At 26.0% G+C, this 17,438-nt stretch carries 17 protein-coding genes and 3 pseudogenes; 16 read left to right on the top strand and 4 right to left on the bottom strand.

Annotation, left to right across the window (positions count from 1 at the left end; genetic code table 11):
* Positions 1 to 161 precede the first annotated feature (161 nt).
* Positions 162 to 3,122, bottom strand: coding sequence for a S1 family peptidase (locus tag HGD80_RS03200; RefSeq protein WP_225904314.1), 2,961 nt, complete (start codon positions 3,120 to 3,122; stop codon positions 162 to 164).
* Between the two features lie 476 nt (positions 3,123 to 3,598).
* Between HGD80_RS03200 and HGD80_RS03195 the strand changes: the two genes are divergently transcribed.
* A complete protein-coding gene (locus HGD80_RS03195; protein WP_219474413.1) occupies positions 3,599 to 4,012 on the top strand; it encodes an Hsp20/alpha crystallin family protein in 414 nt (137 codons plus the stop codon).
* A 106-nt stretch (positions 4,013 to 4,118) separates the two neighbouring features.
* Here the strand turns inward: HGD80_RS03195 and HGD80_RS03190 are convergent, their stop codons facing one another.
* The 3 genes from HGD80_RS03190 to HGD80_RS03180 form a co-directional block, all read right to left on the bottom strand.
* A complete protein-coding gene (locus HGD80_RS03190; protein ID WP_219474411.1) occupies positions 4,119 to 4,292 on the bottom strand; it encodes a hypothetical protein in 174 nt (57 codons plus the stop codon).
* Between the two features lie 55 nt (positions 4,293 to 4,347).
* Positions 4,348 to 4,512, bottom strand: a complete 165-nt coding sequence (locus tag HGD80_RS03185; protein ID WP_219474409.1) for a hypothetical protein — start codon at positions 4,510 to 4,512, stop codon at positions 4,348 to 4,350.
* 210 nt (positions 4,513 to 4,722) lie between these two features.
* Positions 4,723 to 7,485, bottom strand: coding sequence for a cation-translocating P-type ATPase (locus HGD80_RS03180; RefSeq protein WP_219474406.1), 2,763 nt, complete (start codon positions 7,483 to 7,485; stop codon positions 4,723 to 4,725).
* A gap of 1,010 nt (positions 7,486 to 8,495) precedes the next feature.
* Between HGD80_RS03180 and HGD80_RS03175 the strand changes: the two genes are divergently transcribed.
* The 15 genes and pseudogenes from HGD80_RS03175 to HGD80_RS05725 all read left to right on the top strand — a co-directional run bounded on the left by HGD80_RS03175 (position 8,496) and on the right by HGD80_RS05725 (position 17,428).
* Positions 8,496 to 9,626, top strand: a complete 1,131-nt coding sequence (locus tag HGD80_RS03175) for a hypothetical protein (protein ID WP_219474405.1) — start codon at positions 8,496 to 8,498, stop codon at positions 9,624 to 9,626.
* Between the two features lie 699 nt (positions 9,627 to 10,325).
* Positions 10,326 to 10,661, top strand: coding sequence for a hypothetical protein (locus HGD80_RS03170; RefSeq protein ID WP_219474402.1), 336 nt, complete (start codon positions 10,326 to 10,328; stop codon positions 10,659 to 10,661).
* A 315-nt stretch (positions 10,662 to 10,976) separates the two neighbouring features.
* Positions 10,977 to 11,351 (top strand): hypothetical protein, encoded by a 375-nt coding sequence (locus HGD80_RS03165; RefSeq protein WP_219474400.1) that lies wholly within the window; start codon positions 10,977 to 10,979, stop codon positions 11,349 to 11,351.
* A 23-nt stretch (positions 11,352 to 11,374) separates the two neighbouring features.
* Positions 11,375 to 11,999: pseudogene (locus HGD80_RS03160) on the top strand (sigma-70 family RNA polymerase sigma factor).
* A gap of 4 nt (positions 12,000 to 12,003) precedes the next feature.
* Positions 12,004 to 12,333 (top strand): single-stranded DNA-binding protein, encoded by a 330-nt coding sequence (locus HGD80_RS03155; protein WP_219474398.1) that lies wholly within the window; start codon positions 12,004 to 12,006, stop codon positions 12,331 to 12,333.
* Positions 12,334 to 12,369: 36 nt separating this feature from the next.
* Positions 12,370 to 12,659: pseudogene (locus HGD80_RS03150) on the top strand (HU family DNA-binding protein).
* Positions 12,660 to 12,835: 176 nt separating this feature from the next.
* On the top strand, positions 12,836 to 13,039 hold the full coding sequence (locus HGD80_RS03145; protein WP_225904313.1) for a hypothetical protein: 204 nt from the start codon (positions 12,836 to 12,838) through the stop codon (positions 13,037 to 13,039).
* 130 nt (positions 13,040 to 13,169) lie between these two features.
* The gene (locus HGD80_RS03140; RefSeq protein WP_318839868.1) at positions 13,170 to 13,643 is read left to right on the top strand and encodes a hypothetical protein; all 474 of its coding nucleotides are present in this window, start codon (positions 13,170 to 13,172) and stop codon (positions 13,641 to 13,643) included.
* 114 nt (positions 13,644 to 13,757) lie between these two features.
* Positions 13,758 to 14,891, top strand: a pseudogene (locus tag HGD80_RS05730) (AAA family ATPase).
* Positions 14,892 to 15,066: 175 nt separating this feature from the next.
* Positions 15,067 to 15,522 carry a hypothetical protein gene (locus HGD80_RS05100; RefSeq protein WP_225904312.1) on the top strand — a complete coding sequence of 152 codons (456 nt, stop codon included), beginning with the start codon at positions 15,067 to 15,069 and terminating at the stop codon, positions 15,520 to 15,522.
* A 71-nt stretch (positions 15,523 to 15,593) separates the two neighbouring features.
* Positions 15,594 to 15,869: a hypothetical protein gene (locus HGD80_RS05095; protein ID WP_225904311.1), complete on the top strand. Its 276-nt coding sequence runs from the start codon at positions 15,594 to 15,596 to the stop codon at positions 15,867 to 15,869.
* Positions 15,838 to 16,515 carry a DNA double-strand break repair protein Rad50 gene (locus HGD80_RS05090; RefSeq protein ID WP_225904310.1) on the top strand — a complete coding sequence of 226 codons (678 nt, stop codon included), beginning with the start codon at positions 15,838 to 15,840 and terminating at the stop codon, positions 16,513 to 16,515. Before HGD80_RS05095 ends, HGD80_RS05090 begins: the two co-directional genes overlap by 32 nt.
* A gap of 99 nt (positions 16,516 to 16,614) precedes the next feature.
* Complete coding sequence (locus HGD80_RS03125; RefSeq protein ID WP_219474396.1) at positions 16,615 to 16,806, top strand: hypothetical protein; 192 nt, start codon at positions 16,615 to 16,617, stop codon at positions 16,804 to 16,806.
* Positions 16,784 to 17,332 (top strand): hypothetical protein, encoded by a 549-nt coding sequence (locus HGD80_RS03120; RefSeq protein ID WP_219474395.1) that lies wholly within the window; start codon positions 16,784 to 16,786, stop codon positions 17,330 to 17,332. Before HGD80_RS03125 ends, HGD80_RS03120 begins: the two co-directional genes overlap by 23 nt.
* Before the next feature lie 24 nt (positions 17,333 to 17,356).
* Positions 17,357 to 17,428, top strand: a complete 72-nt coding sequence (locus HGD80_RS05725; RefSeq protein WP_225904450.1) for an SVM family protein — start codon at positions 17,357 to 17,359, stop codon at positions 17,426 to 17,428.
* Positions 17,429 to 17,438 lie beyond the last annotated feature (10 nt).

Genomic DNA, 17,438 nt, shown 5'->3' with positions numbered 1-17,438 from the left:
CCTCAATATCAATATACTAAAACTTTATTGAAAGATGCTAATTTAAGTTAAGTTGAAGTGTGGGAAAATAAATCAATATACTAAAAACAAGATATTAAGATAAAAAGAGACTTAAGTCTCTTTTTTTTATTTAGTTCTAAAAAGACAAAAAATATTGTAATTTATATACAATACTGTATTTTATCTTTAAAACTTTTGATATCTATTATTACAAAAACTATAATGCAAATAAAAGTCCATATTAAAAATATTGCTATTTTGGCATTAGTAATGTTTAGCATTTTATTTGGAAAAATATTATTTTTGGGAAATGTAATAAAAGGAAATTGACTTTTGTGTAGATGATAAATATCTTGTTGAGAGCAAATATTAATTAGATTTCCTTGAGAATCAAAGGCAAACCAATTATTATAATAAAGGCTTTCTTCTAAGTTAAAATAATTTTCTAAAAAAGTACTATCTATTGTAATTGCTTGGCTGTTTGGGTTATCTAGTAATGCTAAATGGCTTTGAAAAATATGAGGCGCTAAGGCTTTATCAGAGATGTTATTATGATTACTAATTAAATATATTTTTTCTCCTAATAAAAGTTTTTTATTAGGAACAAAGGTACAAACAGGATAATTTGTTCTAGATTCAAAAGTTATGTAGCTAAAAGGATTATTGTGGGTGGCTATGGTTTTGTATTTTCCTTTTTCATCTTGTAAGCCAAAAGGTGTTTGGACAGTTATTTTAACGTTTTCATTACAAATATTTTGGAAAGCATCTAAGAGATAAGAAGTGTCTAGGTTTGTTCTATTTTTTTGTAAAATGACAGTATATATAAAAGTATTATCGGAATTATTTACAGTTTTTTTATCAATAATAACTCCTAAGTTGATATTTTGGGAATTGTAATAATCTTGGCATAAAACTATAGTTTTTAATATATCTTCTTTAATTATTTGTTCTTTGTTATCAAAAAGATTATAAAAAGTATTTGGTTTTGTGGGGCTTTGGAAGGTGGTTTTTGCCAATTTGATATTAGTTTCTAAAATCTTTTTTTGGTTTTCTAAAATGTTGTTATAAGAAAAAGTTTGTTTAGTAAATGATAAAAACATTTTATCTATGTCAATTTTAGGGATTTTAATTGTTTCTTCATAACTTTTTTTATTGTTATAATCAAAAATTTGAATTTGTAAAGAGATACTAAATTGATTAGTGTTTGCTAAACTAATTTCTAATTGCTTGTATTTGTGAGTATCAAAATTAACTAATTGTATTGTTTCTAAACCATGACAATTTATTGTAAGTAGAGTTTCTTGGTTGTCTTTATTTTGAAAAATTATTTTTTGTTCGGGCTGTTCTTTTATATAATTATGGAGGTCTTCTAAAAAGATGTTGGTTTGGATGTGGGTTTTTTTTTCGTTTAGTTTTTCATTTTGTAAGATGTTAAGTTCGTTTGCAATATGATTTGTATTAGTGTTAGTCGTTTGGAATGCAATATTATTTGGGTTGTTATTTGCTATGTTTTCTTTTTTGGATTTGAGTAAAGTATAAAATTGTTGTTTGATGTAGTTAATGTTAATTGATTGAGAAATACGCAAAATTGTATTATAACTCCTATTTATGCCTATTAATTTTCCTTCAGCATTAAAAAGAGGTCCTCCGCTATTGCCTGAATCTAGGGTCATATCAGAGTTAATTTCTTTTTCATTGAGAAAAGCAATAACTCCTGTTTTAAATAAATTTTGTCTAAATGGAGGTCTTTGGTGAGGCATTAGGTCAAAATACCATTGTTTCCATGTGAGTTTTGTTGGTTTTTGGAATTGGTTAGTTTGTAAGCCTTTTTGGCAACCTAATACCCAAACTTGTTCTCCTTGATGGATAGGTATTTGTATATCTTTATCAAAATTAATGTATTTGGCAAGAACTTCATCTAATTTTTTAGTAGTATCGGAGTTAGGAATAGTAAAAGTTATGATAGCTATATCGTCGTATTCACGATTGTTATTAATAAAAGCATATAGTTTTGCTTGCTTGTTTAATCCTTGATTGTTTTTGATTGTTATTTGTTTTTGGTGATTTGATGTATGATAAAAACTTTCAATTACATGACGATTAGTTAGTGCATAATATATGGTGTGGTTATTTATTTGTTCTTTGTAAACAATTATTCCTGTTCCTAGGCTATAACCAGTATTGATAAATAAAGTAATTAAATTGATGTCTTTTAGTATTTGGTTGTTGGGCGGTTCTTTTTCCTTTGTTTTTGTTTCTGTATCTTTATCTACTATATTATTTATATTATTGGGGTTGATAATTGCATTGATAAGTTTTATTATTGGAGGTTCGTCATTTATTATAGGCTTATTAAAATTTATGGAAGGAATCGCTTTAATATATTTAATTCCTTTTTCTTTTTTTATTTCAGGAGTTATTAAAAAACCAATTAAATTGCCTTTTTCAGTCCAAAAAATAGTTTGTTTATTTTTGGAATTACAACGACTAGAAATAGCAATAAATATTTCATCTAATTCATTGTTAACTTCAATATCTTCACTTATATGACTTTGTTGAAAGGCAATTGCTTGTGGTATAGTTGTAGAAAAAGAATGAATTGGTTGTCCTTGGTGATATTTGTTTTGTCTTTGTAAAGGAGTAATTATATATTGTTTGTGAGATTTAAAAGTGATAATATCAAAATCTTTTAATAAGGGAGTAAAAATATTATATTGAGTTAATACTTGATTTTGAATAGTGCCCCATTCTTCTCCTTGGGGATTTGATAATTTTATAATGTTGTTTGGTTGTATGATATTTTTAGGAGTAAGAGCAAAATATATTTTTTGTTCTGAATTGTTAATTGATGGTGTTTTTTCATTTTCATGTTCACTATTGTTTGTGATTTTGAAACTATAAAAAATAATTCCCAAAGCAGTTTTATCATTTTTATGTATTTGCCAAATTTGGTCTTTGTTGGTTTGTATTTGATTAGTATTTTTAATGTGTTCTTCCTTAATATCTTTTTTAATGTTTTCTTTTAAAATGTCTTTTTCTTGTTCCAAAGCTTTAATAGTTTGTTTAATAATTTTAGTTTGGCTATTTTCATGTAGTTTATCAAAATATAAGGAATTATTCATAAATTGACTAGTATAAGAGTAATTTTGTAATTGAATAAAACTTAGCCAAAAAAGAATAGATATGTTAAAAAATAAGATAAATTTACGATAAAAATTAATTCTTTTCATAAAACTCTTTTCTAATTATGAGCGATGCTAAATAACATATAAATAAAAGTATTTTTTTTCTTTTGGGATTTATTTCAAATGTAAAACATCCTTCATTATTATTTTACCCTAAAATTTATTTATTAGTTTGTAAAAAAATAGCAATAATGTATTGACAGTGCCAAAAATTTTTGTTAAAATAAAATTGAGCTTAAAGGATTAAATGTTTTATACATATTATAAAAAATAAAATAAATATAAGAGATTATCAAAAAAGAAAGTAAAGATTTATATTTTCATCTAAAATCGCTTTAAGTTCGAATGAACAAATTATAGAAAATCGTTTTTTCATTTTTTAAGTTAGAAAGAATAAAAAAGGAGTGATAAAAATGCTATTTAGTTTAATTAATCAAAATCAAGATTTATTAGAAAATTTATTTGAAGATTTTAAAACAAATTCTTTAACTAACAACAACAATATTATGAAAACTGATATTCAAGAACAAGATAATCAATACCTTATTACTATTGAATTACCAGGTTTTCAAAAAGAAGATGTTAAAGTTGCTTTGGAAGAAGGCTATTTAGTAGTTGAGGCTAAAAATTCTAAAAAAAATCAAATTAAAGAAGCTAATTTTATACGTAAAGAAAGATTTCAAGGATTTTTGAGACGTAGTTTTTATTTAGGTGATGATTTTCTTTTAGAAGATATTAAAGGTTCTTTGGAACAAGGTTTATTAAAATTAAGTGTTCCTAAAAAAGAAGTTAAACCCAAAGAAAAACATTATATAAAATTAAATTAAGATATAATAAAAACAAGTTAAGTAATTAACTTGTTTTTATTATATATATGATTAATATTATTAAAAGAAATAACCTCTTATAAATAAGAGGTTATTGTGAAATGCTTCAATTATGAAAATAATCATTGGTAGTTGTATTCTTAGGTGATGTAATTATCTTTTGTGCCATTGGATTTATATTCTTGTTTTTGATTAGTTTTCCTTGTGGAGTTTGGGTTTGAGTTGGTTGAGAGTTTGTTGTTTGTGGTTGTGATGTGGTTGTAAATGTTTGAGAAGGCAAGTAAGGATTTTGATTGACTTGAATTCCTGTATAAGTTCCTTCGTTATTACTATAATTAGGTTTGTAAGTTTGTGTGGGCGGTTTTAAATGTTTCTTCTTTTGTTGGTTCTTGTTTAGATTTTAAAACCCAACAAACACCTAAAATTAATTCTAACATTAATACTGTAAATGCTATTGTAAGTACAATAAAATTTTTATTGTCTTTTTGTGGTTGTTGCATATTTTTTGTTTCCTTTATCATTTCCTTTTAGTTTTATAGGGAACAAAAAACATTTCCCTTACTTTTATTTTACTCTTTTTTTTGCGTAAAGAACGCTCAATAATAGTTAAAAAAGTAGTTTTATGAGTTTAGGAGACTTAATAATTATATTAATAAACAAAAAAAGACCTCTAAAAAAGAGGTCTTTTATAAATTATTTAATTATAAGTATTAGTTTATTTTTGATTGTTTTTGGTTCTTAAATGCAAATACTTTTTTCCAGATAGTATCAAATAATAACATAACTAAAGGACATAATAATAAACATAAATAATGAGATATATTAATATCCTTAGTATGGAATATATCACTTAAAGAACTAAATTTAGTAATTAATACAAAGAATAATACTTCAATTATAATACCGTAGTACAATATTTTATTAGGTTTTTTGATAGTTTGCCAAAAGTAAAGTTTGTTAGAACGACAAGCAAATGCGTTTCCTACTTGAGCAAAGATAACAGCTCCAAATGCCATAGTAGAAGCTAGGAAGAAGTTGTCTTTTGTATTAAAATTGTAAACTGCACAAAAAAATGCTAAAGACATTAAACCTTCAACTATTCCTAAAAAGCCATAACTACGTTTTAATACTTTAGCGTCCATTAGATGGTCGTTTTTAGTACGTGGTTTTTGGACTAATAAACTTGGGTCAGTTTCTTCAGCTCCTAGAGCAATAGCAGGAATTAAGTCAGTTAAAAGATCAATTGCTAAAATTTGTAAAACATATAAGTAAGGTTCTGTAACTCCTAAAAAAGCAATAGCGACGAAAGGAAAGATTTGAGGGATATTAGAAGCAAATACATAAGTCATGAATTTTTTGATGTTTTCATAAATACAACGTCCTTCTAAAACAGCTTTAGAAATAGTTGCAAAATTATCATCTAATAAAATCATATCAGCAGCATTACGAGCAACATCAGTGCCTGCTTTTCCCATAGCAATTCCTATGTGAGCTGCTTTAAGGGCTAAAATGTCATTAACTCCGTCGCCAGTAACTCCTACTACTTCTCCATTGTTGCGGTATGCTTGAACAATTTTTAATTTATGTTTGGGAGTAGTGCGTGAAAAGACAACTGGATGAGGGCTTTTGAGGACTTCTTGTAATTGTTCTAAAGACATTTTGTCAAGGTCACAGCCGTCTAAACCAACGAACTTGTCTTGGATGATTCCTACTTGTTTACCAATGGCAGCAGCAGTAAGACTGTAATCTCCTGTAATAATAGTAATTTTTAGTCCTGCTTGAGTTAAGTTTTTAACTGCTTCTTTAACTTCTTCTCTTGGTGGGTCGTAATTAACTGCAAAACCTAAGAAAACCATATCTTCTTCTAGGGGAGGATTTTGTTCAATTTTTTTGTAAGCAAGAGCAAGAACGCGGTATCCTTGGCTTGCAAATTGGTCGTTTTGTTTAAGGAAAGATTCTTTTTCATGAGGGCTAAAAGGACTTACTTGAGAACCTTTGTATTGCATTTGACATTGTTCAAGGACAATATTAGGAGCTCCTTTAATAAAGAGATATTGTGAATTGGTGTCATATGCAGGTTCTTGGTTGTTTTTAACTAAGACACTCATTTTTTTACGTTCGGAACTAAATGGGTTTAATTGGATGATTTCTAAGTTGTTTTTTACTTCTTCAATGTTGTAACCGTATTTTTTAGCAGCAATTAATAAAGCTCCTTCAGTAGGATTACCGATTAATTCAAATTTGTGGGGGTTAGTTGGCGTAGGAACTAATTTAGCCTCAGAGCATAGAACTGATGCAATTAAGAATTTTTCAATTCCTTTTTTGGAGGCAGTATTGTTTGGGCAAACACTAAATGTTTGTTCGTCGTTATAGCCAGAACCTTTTAATTTGATAGTGCCATCAGGAGTTACAATTTTTCTTACTGTAAGTTGGTTTTGAGTTAGAGTTCCTGTTTTATCAGTACAAATAACAGTAGTAGAACTGAGGGTTTCTAGGGAAGAAATTTTTTTAACTAAAGCGTTTTGTTTAGCCATTCTTTGAGAACCAATTGCTAAACTTAGATTAACGGTAGGAAGTAAGCCTTCAGGAATGTTTGCAACTAACATACCAACTGCACAAACAATTGCTGCTCTAAAAGAATCTATATTATATTTTTCTGCTTTGAAAAAACAAATCATAAAGACCAATAAAGCTGCACAAGAAGCAATAATACTTACTTTTTTAACAATGTGGTGCATTTCTTGGTCTAGAAGGCTTTTGCCTTTTTCAATGCTTTGAACAATGCTTGAAACTTCTCCAATTTGGGTGTTATTTCCAATAGCATAAACAACTGCAAAACAACTACCTTGAGTAACTGTAGTACCTGCATAAACTAAATTAGGCATTTCAGCAATGGAATGATTATCTTCGAGGTTTGGCATTTCAGTACGGTTTAAAGGAATGGTTTCGCCTGATAACATTGAGTTGTCCACAAAAAAGCTATTAGATTGAATAATACGTGCATCTACTGGAACTTGGGTTCCTGTTTCTAAAAAGATGACATCTCCAATGGTAAGTTCAATAACATCCATTAATTCTATTTTTTTGTTGCGGTAAACTTGAACTTTTTTAGGAATCATTTTACCTAAGGAAGACAACATTTTATCAGCTTTGTATTCTTGGGAAAAAGAAAATAAGCCATTTACAATGATAACTAAAATAATAGAAATACCGATGGCTGCTTCTTTGGGATTAATTACAAAAATCATTAATGCTGCTATCCATAATAAAATAGCCATTACCGAGGTAAATTGTTTGATGAATTGTTGCCAAAACGGAAAAGATTCGGCTTGTTTGATAATATTTTTACCGTAGAGAGTTTGTCTTTCTTGGGCTTGTTTGTCAGTAAGTCCGCAAGCATCGGTGTTTAGATGTTTGACAACAGCATCTTTATCAAAACGACTGATTTGCAAAATTTCTTCTTTTTTATTCATATAAAGTTGTTTCCTTTGACTAAATTTTATATTTTAGTATTTTGTTAACTGATATATAAAAAATATTTGCAAGGCTATAATGGTGGATAAAATTCAATGGAATAAAGGAATTCAAAATAATAAGGATGATAATTGAGTAAGATAATTTTTTGGTGGGGGAGTTTGGTTGGGGTTTTGAGTTATGTGGTTTATGTGGTTTGTTAGTCTTGTTTGTGTGCAAAGTCATTTGTATGTTTTTTGCCTTCTTGTTCTTGCCTTTTTGTTTTGCATTTGCAAGTTTAATAAATTAGTTATATTGTTTTTATAACTACCAAAAATAAATCAAAAAAGTGCCACAACCAAAGTTATAAAGTATTATCTTGGGTCAATTTTGCAAAATTAAATTATTTTTTAGTTCGTTTATTCTAGTCATCTTTCTTTTGATGATCAATTATTTTTTATAAGCCTGATTAAATTATAACAAAACAAAAAATAAAAGCTAATAATAAATGTTAAAAAAATGCATTATTTTGGGAATTTGGAACCAAAAACCGTTATTTTGGGAATTATTTGGGTGGAATTGGGTGAATTCTGAAAAAAAATTGTTATTTTTTTGTATCCGTTTTAGTTAATTTTTGGCAGTTGTTGTGATTTGGGATTGGATGAAACAAAATAATAAATTTTTAAGGATGGAATTAGTTATAAAATTTTTTGAAAGTGGTTTTATTAAATATATAAATCACCCAAATGCATTCAAATTTATAATTCTTAAATCCATATTATAAAATATAATAATATATGATGTAGAATTTTAATATTTGTTTATTTGTAGTATATCATTTTGATAACTAATTATCAAGTATAAAATTTATCATCCAATTAATAAAGCACATTATTTATTATTTGCTATATGATTTTTTTTATCCAAAAAACTTTATTATTTCAAATAATATTAATCACTTTATTATGTTATTTTTTCATGTTAAATTTTAATTTAACTTTTTTAATTTTAAGGAGATAAAAAACTAAATATGATTTCTAAAATCCCAAAATTATTTTGGGCAAACATTGCTATTATTATTTTTGTAATAATTGGGATAAAAGAATTTATAGATTTGCCAAAAAAATTGTCAATTGATTTAAATACTAACCCAACCCATATTATTTGTGATGTTGTTCCTGTAGGGGCTTGTTTTACAAAACCTTCTATCAATATGTCATTAAAAAAACACCATTTATCTTCTGCAAAACCTCATTATAATATTTATACGGATGAAAAATATATTCCTTTAATGCCTGAACTTTTGGAAACTCAGTTAATGAAAGAAGGCAAAGAACACCGCGATAATAAAGCGATGCAAATTGCCATACAAGCCAAAGAGCACCAAAATAAAAAGTTTAATTGTTCTATTTTACAAGAAGAAAAAAATTTTTTAAGAGAAATCCAACCAAATGGCATAATTATTGAAGGTTTTTTAGACTCTTGTTTGCTTACACAAGTGATTTTACCAAGTGGATCTATTTTTAAATATTATATGCCAACACAAGACAATATACAAACTATTAAAGAAATTTGGTGTGCTAATGGACAAATCCTAAAACCTGATTTTTCTCATATTTTGCATTTTTCTATGATGCAAACACCAACACCCCTTACTCCTAGTCAACTAACAGCTTATCATGAAGCAGGACATGCCTTAATAGTTTTGCAATTTCCTTTTGCATTATGTTCGGTTGCCAAAATTTATATTCAAGAAAAAACTACTGATTTGACCGCTGATTCGATGTTTTTTTTTGGAAAAACAGTTGTTAGGCATCCAAAATTAAATCAAGGTTGGCAAAGATTAGTTTTACAAACTTTTGGAGGTGCAGCTGCGCAACAGTATTTAGCTAATCAAGGCAAAATTCCAAAAGAAAAAATATTTTCAGGAATTGATGATGATTTTCAATTTATAGAAAAACTTTTAATGGAAAATAATCAATTAAATAAAGTAGATTTGAATAAATTATTTCAACAAGCTTATAATATTGTTGCAAATAATAAAGATTTATTATATATTATTGCCCAAGAAATAGACCAAAAGAAACTTTTACAACAAATAGATATAGAAAGAATTATTAAAGATAATCATATTTTGGTTGCTAAATTAAGAATTGGATAAATAATTTTAATTTATTTTTTTGTTAATTTTATCGATTTATTTTTGTTTTTGTTATCAACTTAGAATTAAAATTATTGAATAATTAAAATATTTTGCCAAAATAAATCTAAATCCCAAAAAGAGGCTTTTTTAAAGTCTCTTTTTTTATTTATAAAATTGCAAGGAAAACTATCAGAATATAAGGATTAGTGAGCAAATTTTATCGTTTTTTTTGTGATAAAATGACATTAATAGCAGTTTTTTGAATCACTGCTGCTAATTTTAAAAGAGGAGCAAAAAGGATGTAAAAAATTTACCATGAAGAAAACAACAATTATTTTATTTTAACATTATCTTTTTTTAGTTTTTAGTTTTGCAATTGCAATTAGCTCATTTTATTTTAACATTTTTTAAAAAAGAAATAAATAGAAAGAAAAAAATATTGAAATTTATAAAAAATAATCTTGACAAATAAACCTAATTTCAAAGAAAATAAGACAAATTAACTATGAAAATTAAAATATTGAAAAAGGAAAGAAATGTATATGTATGGTTAGGAATTTTGGTGGTTTTAATTCTAATAGAAAGTAGCGTTTTTGGTTTTTAATATTAACAGACAAACTTCAATATAATGTTAAAAAATCTGAAGAACACACACAACCTAACTTTTCTAAAACTTTAGATTTTAATAATCTTGATTATAACCAAATTGATGAAAAAATGCTCAAAACGGCAGTACACGAAGCAGGACATACAGTTGTTGCTTTGAGTGTAGGCAGAATTATTAATTCAGTTTCTGCCCAAACTTTGAGTAATTATAATGCTGATGGTGGAACTTCTTATTATCGACTAGATGATAGCATTATGAAAGAAAAAGATTATTTAGATGAAGTTATTATTAATCTTAGCGGGCGTGCTGCTGAAGTACTTTTGTTTCAAACGGTTTTTGGTTCCAAATTCCCAAATAATCACTATTTACAACAAAGGGATGGCAATAAAACAAAAGCAACAAAAGATGTTTTAGATTATTGTTATAATGAAAGTAAAAAAAATTAATCAATCATAAATTAATATGGAAAATAATAATTCAAATGTTATTGTATAAGCAAACTTTGGATCAAAATGGCAATTTGCTCACTGATTCTATGAAAAATCTAGATAGACAACTTAATTCTTTATCTTGGATTTGGTAATAATTAATCTTTAATCATGCCAAATTAAAGCTGTATGAAGTTAAAATAAATATTTATCATTAAGAATAACTTTTTAAAAATTTATAAAATTTATAACATTTTTTATCAATTAAAAAATACTATTTAAATTTCAAAAAATATTTATAAAATAAAAGAAAAAGTGAAGGCCTTAAAGAATATGAACGATAATTTAAAACAACTTTGGATTAAAAAGAAAAAATTATTTTTAGTTACACTACTATTATTTTGTGTTGTTTCTTTGTGTTTAGGAGTTTATTTATATAAAAAATATGCCAAAACACCAATAAATAACCAAACTCAAACAGCAAATAATTTACAAGAAGTTAATCAAGATTTGATGAGAGTTGCTTTTCCTAAAGAATTAAGTCAGTTATGTCCTTTATATCCATTAGGTGCACACAATGCTGATCCTAGTGCCCTGTTCCAAAAGTTTAAACACTTTTTATTTTTTAAAAATTCTTTAAGGCTAACTATTAAGTTAGTCTTTTTTTCTTTTCTAAGACTAAAAAAAATAATTTCTTATCTTTTCTAAAAACATTTTTAGAAAGCGATTAAATGTTAAGAGAAGAATTATTTAAAGATTTTTTAAAAAATAAAAAGAATTTAACAATTCGTTATCAACTAATCGATTTACATTTGCCATTAGTAAATAAATTAGTTAAGCAATTTAAATATTATCCGCGTGTCCTTCAAAAAGAGGATTTATACCAAGAAGGGGTTTTAGGATTAATCAAAGCCCTCAATCATTACCAAGATTTAGGTTATGACTTTATCGCTTATGCTACTCCAACCATCAAAATCGGAAATAAGAGAAATAATAAGAAAAAGCCATTCTCCTTCAATCCGACAAAAAAATCATAAAAAAGATAATCTTTCTTTTCAAGAAGATTTTTGTGAACCATATCAAATAAATAAACTAAATCCTCATCAATTATGGTTAAAACAAGTTAAGCATGAAAATTTTTTAAAAAAAATGAAAGCTAAATTAAGCGAAACCGAATTCAAAATTATCCATTTAAGTTTTGGCGTTCCTTTAGGGAATATCAACGAAGATTATCAAACTAATTATTCGAATGAAGAAATAGCCCAAAAATTCCATTTATCTTTAAAAAAAGTAGAAAATATTAAAAACATCGCTATCAAGAAATTAAAAAAATATATCAAAAAGAAAGAAAAATAAAATTATGTTAAACAAAGTTCAATTAATCGGCCGTATAAGCCATGATTTAGAAAAACAATATATCAATTCAAACAACGAACAAATTCCTAAAATCGATTTTCAATTAGCGGTTAATAACAAAGAGATAACCCAATTCATCCCCTGTGTCGCTTTTCGAAAACAAGCTGACAACATGAAGAAATATTTACATAAAGGTTCAAAAATTTATCTTGAAGGGTTTTTATCCATTCAAAAATATACGAATAATGAAGGTCAAACTAAAATTAACACTAAAGTTATTCTTCAAAACGTGATCTTTTTAGATAATAAACCTCAAGAAAATTTACCTTTTTAAAAAAAATAAATTCATAAATAAAGGAACAAAATAACTATGACAAAAAAAGAATTAATTAAAAAAATCGCTGAGGTAAATAAAACCTCAATTTCAAAAACAGAAGAATTTTATCATATCTTCGAAAAGACTTAATCGAAGCAATTAATACTAATGAAGAAGTAGTTTTATCACCTCAAATCGGTAAATTCCAATTAAAACCAAGAAAAGCCTACATCGGTAGAAACCCTAAAACAAAGAAAAAACTAAAAATTCCTGCCAAAACAGTAGTCTTTTTTAAACTTTCAAAATCCATTAAAGATAAAGCGAAAACTTTAATTTTAAAATAAAAAAAGAGATTAAAAATGGAAAACCAATCGGCCAAAATCATTTTTGAAATAGTTTCGACAACTAGTTTCTTTATTGTTTTATTGATTATCTTTTTCAACTTCCAAGAAAAAACCAAAAACAATCACAATAAAAAATAAAAAAATAAATAATTTTAAAAACTCAAAGGAGAAATAATATGTCAAAATTAATTATTAAAAAAAATCAAAAAAAAGAAAAAACTAACAACAATTTATCAACTTGGTTAAAAATCAGTGCTTATTTCTGTATCATTTTAAATTCACTTTTGTCTTTAATCACTCTTTATTATGAAAACAAAATTCCTTGGTTTACTACAAAAATTAATGACTTGATTAATTTAATTATCTCAGGAGAAAAATAATTTTGAAAAATAAAACTAAAAATAAGGTTTTTGTCACTTTGGTGGTTTTATTAGTTTATTTTTCGCCATTACTTCCATTTATGCCTTAACAAATTACTTCGCTCAACAAAGAAAAGAAAAAATTCAATTAATGAATAATTACCCTTCTTTTACTATTGAAAGAACAGGAGGGAATAACGAAGACAAAACCCTTTTGCCTATTCCCGTTCCAAACTTAAATCAACAAAAATATCAACATTTAATTACAATCGAACATAAAGCTATTTTAAATTCGAACGGGATGGAAATTACCGCTCCTTTATATTTAAAAATAAGTACTTCTTATGATACTTTAAATACTTTTATTCAACCTGAAAAATATTTTAATTTTTCATTAAAAACTAATGGCTTTAAATATCAAGATACCCAACATCCTTTAATGATTTTAAACAATGATGGTATCGGAACTATTAACATTCAAATCTTTATTGAACAAAAAGAAATTATTAAGGCAAATAATCCTCAATTAGAATTAAATTGTAATTATGAATTAGTTGATGCCCAAGGAAAAAGTTTCGGCGGCGGCATTCAAACTATTGAAAACAAAATCACTCAATTAGCTTAATAAAGACCAAAAAAATTGGTCTTTTTTTCTTTAGAAAGGAACAAAAATGAATAATCCAGAAAAAAAATTATAAAAAACAAACAAAATAAAATACAATCATTATCATTACATTTGATGTTAACTATTGTCCTCTTATTTTTTCTTTTTTCTTAGGTACTTATGTGTTGATTCACCATCAAACTTTAAACAAAAAAGAAGAAGAATTAGTCACTCATCAAAATGAAATCAAAAACCAAAAGAAAAACTTAGAAATTACCACAAAACAACTTGAAAAAAACCTAAGTGAATTAGAACAAAAAATAACTCCTCAACCAACAGCATTCACAACCAATCCTGAACAATCTGCGGAAGGAGAATCACTTTTTAAACCATCTAATCCTCAAAAATTTTTATCTTTCGATAAACTAATTGGTTTTAAAAAAGAATTAGAGGCTGCTTCAGGATTTATGGATTATCTTAAAAATAAAGATAACTACCAAGGAATTGGTGAAGTGGAACCCCCATTAGGAATTTTAATGTATGGTGTGCCAGGCACAGGGAAAACCACTTTAGTTAGAGCCTTAGCCAAAGAAACTAATTTACCTTTCTTTGAAGTTTCTAGTTCTTTATTCTCACAAAAATTTAAAGGCTTAGCTCCTTGAATGGTCAAAGATTTATTTGAAGCAGCCAGAGAAGAAGCAGACAAAAAGAACGGCGCCATTATCTTTTTAGATGAATGTGAAACCATTTTTACTGATTTAAAAAAATTAGAAGCTGGTTCAGAAATCGCCAATGTAGTTAATCAATTCAAAACAGAAATGACCTCATTTGAAAATAACCCTGAAAAACCTATTTTTATTATTGGGGCAACTAATCATGAGGAACAAATTGACGAAGCCATTAAATCAAGATTTACTTTTAATATCGAAGCAAAACCTGATGATAAAGAATAACGTAAAAAATTCTTAGATTTTATTATTAAAAAAACGTAAAAATCCTTATAGCGAAGAAGCTAAACAATACTTATTTGAAGTTATCAATGAAGCTTTAGAAAACTTACCTAAAAATAAAGCATTTTTAAAATCCAATCGCACTTTAGAAAATCTTTTAAAAACAACAGTAACCATCTTCGCTAAAAACAGAGGAACTGACAAAAATAAAAGAGTTCAAATCAATCCCAAAGAATTAAAACAAGCTTATCAAATGATTATTTTTCAAAACACAGAAATATTAGATAAAATCCAAAGTTCAAAAAAAAGGAGGCGATAAATAATGTTATCGCCTTTAGATTTATTTAAGAGTTATTTTAATTTTAAATCTTATTACAGTTGTTTTTTTTTTTTTTAGCTATCTTTTTTTTGAGTGTTTTACGTTTTTTTAAAAAAAAGATTTTTACACTCATCGCCCTAGGAAAGGATATTTAATTTATTTTTTAATTATTCTTGTGTTTTTTGGTTTTGTTTATTTTTCTTTCTTTCATAAACCAAAAGAGCCAGCCTCTAAATATGTTGGGCAATTAATCAATGAAATCGATAAAGCCATTGACAAATACGACCAAATAATTAATAATTACCAAGGTCTCAAATCCGATTGGGAAGGTGAATTAAAAAAATGTGAAGATGAATTAAAAATATTATATGAAAAACAAGAACTTAACCAAGAACAAAAAGAAAAAATAAAAGAAGCTTTATCTAAAAATGAAGAAAAGATTAAAGAAATCAAAGAACAATTAAAAGAAACATCAGGTAATATTGCAATTTTAAAAGGTAAATTAATTGATTTAGAAAAACAAAAAGCTGAAAAAGAAAAAGAAATTAAAAAAACCGAAGAACAAATAAAAGATACTAATGATCAAACTGAAAAACAAAAATTACAAAAAAGATTAGAAGAACTTTGTTAAAAAAATATAGAATTAGTTCAAAAAATCTCTTATATCCGAAGAGATATAGGAATTTTAGAATCCAAAAAAAAATGTACGAAGGAATGAAGTTCAACGCCATTAAATTAAGAGGTTTTTTAGAAAGACAATATTATGACATGACTTCTAAAGAACAAACATTATTTGGCAAAATCAAAACCTTGCAAGAACGTAAAGAAAAAATCCAAAAAAATATCGACGAAATAGACCAAAAATTAAAAGAAATCGAAACTGAACTAGATTTATATAAAGTCCTTGAAAAAAAATACCTAGAAATGCATAATCGTCTGATAACCTATGAAAAAGAAAATTCCTTTTCATTCCGGTAACGCCTTTAAATTTGGTTTCAAGGCTTTCGATAAAATTACCGATTTAATTCCTGCTAAATTCGGAATTAAAACATTAGGAAAAACTATTAGCGTCACCAGAAAATATGCTCAAGGTATGGGTAAAGCCACTTTAATTCTTCACGAAGGACACCGTTTATGGCATATGTATAACGAAGTAGCAAACGAAAACAAAGAAAGTCCATTAATGATCACCAAAGAAACTTTAGACATATATCTTAACAACATCGACCGCGACTTAACCAAACTCAACGCTGATTACAAAGAATACAAAAAGAAAAAAGAAGAATATATACTTGAACAAAACGATTCTCATTTAAAAAATGAAATCGATAAAGAAAATCAACAAGAAGAAAAGATAATAGAAAGAAAAAGAATCGTAATTTATGAATATCAAAAAATTGTTTTTGAATTAGATGAAAAAATCAAACAAATAGCAGATATTCCGCATTTAAAAGAAAACGAATATGATTTTAATTTACAATTAGAAAAAGTTAAAGAAGAAAAAAAATTAGTTGAAGAGGAATTTTACAAAGAATCAAACCCTAACTATAACCGCGTTCAAAAACGAATCCAACAAAAACGCCAAACTAAAATTCCTGAAATGGTTATGATGCCTAATAAATAAAAATTTTTAAACATATTATAAATAAAATTGTATAATAGTGATATATTCAAATTTCAAGATTTGATAATAATCGCTATTATCAGAGGAGAAACAAAATTGATGAATAATAATAATTTTTTCAAAAAACATTTAGTAACTATTATTACTTTTCTTATTATCGGATCAGTCATTATTGGTTTTTATCAAATTATCAATAATAAAAAAAATATTACATATTCTAAATTTGAACATTTCGATAAAAATATTCAAAACGAAATAAATTTAACAAATGAAAAAAATCCAAGATTTTAAAAATTGGTTATTTTTATTAGAAAAAGAACTAGAACCCAAACTTATTAATTCTTCTCAATATTTTATAAAAACAGTGGAACAAGATAAAATTGTTGCTCTAAAAAAAATAAATGAATTTGAAAAAGGACAATTTGAATGGCTAATATCTAGAATTCAATATCTTATTAAAGACACCGAAACTGAAATACAAAGATATCTTTATTATTTAGAAGTTGATTTTAGTCAAAAAGTTTTAAATTTTTCTAAAGTTAGAATGAACACAAATTTATTAGATATTGAAGAATATTTAAATAAACTGAAAAATGATATTAATAACATTAAACCTAAATTTAAAACTAATTTAGAGAATTTTGAAAAAATCTCAAATTATGTTTATTCAAAAACAAATGATAAAAGTTTATTACCTTCTAATCTTACCGAAGAAGAAGAAAAATATTGCGAAACAATAAAAGAATGGTACGACCCTATTTATTGTGAAACAATAACCCCTGAAATTATCTATATCGTCTCCTCAACTGAGGAATAAATAAAATAAAGGAGTATTTGTTAAATGTTTAAATTTAAAAATAATTTATTATTATTAAATGTATTTTTATTTATTGGTTTAAGATTGTTTTTTTAATGACTAATAA

Source organism: Paulownia witches'-broom phytoplasma (assembly GCF_019396865.1).
GTDB lineage: Bacteria > Bacillota_I > Bacilli_A > Acholeplasmatales > Acholeplasmataceae > Phytoplasma > Phytoplasma asteris.
Note: the sequence above shows the minus strand (reverse complement) of the source record. Positions and strands in the feature narration are given on the sequence as shown.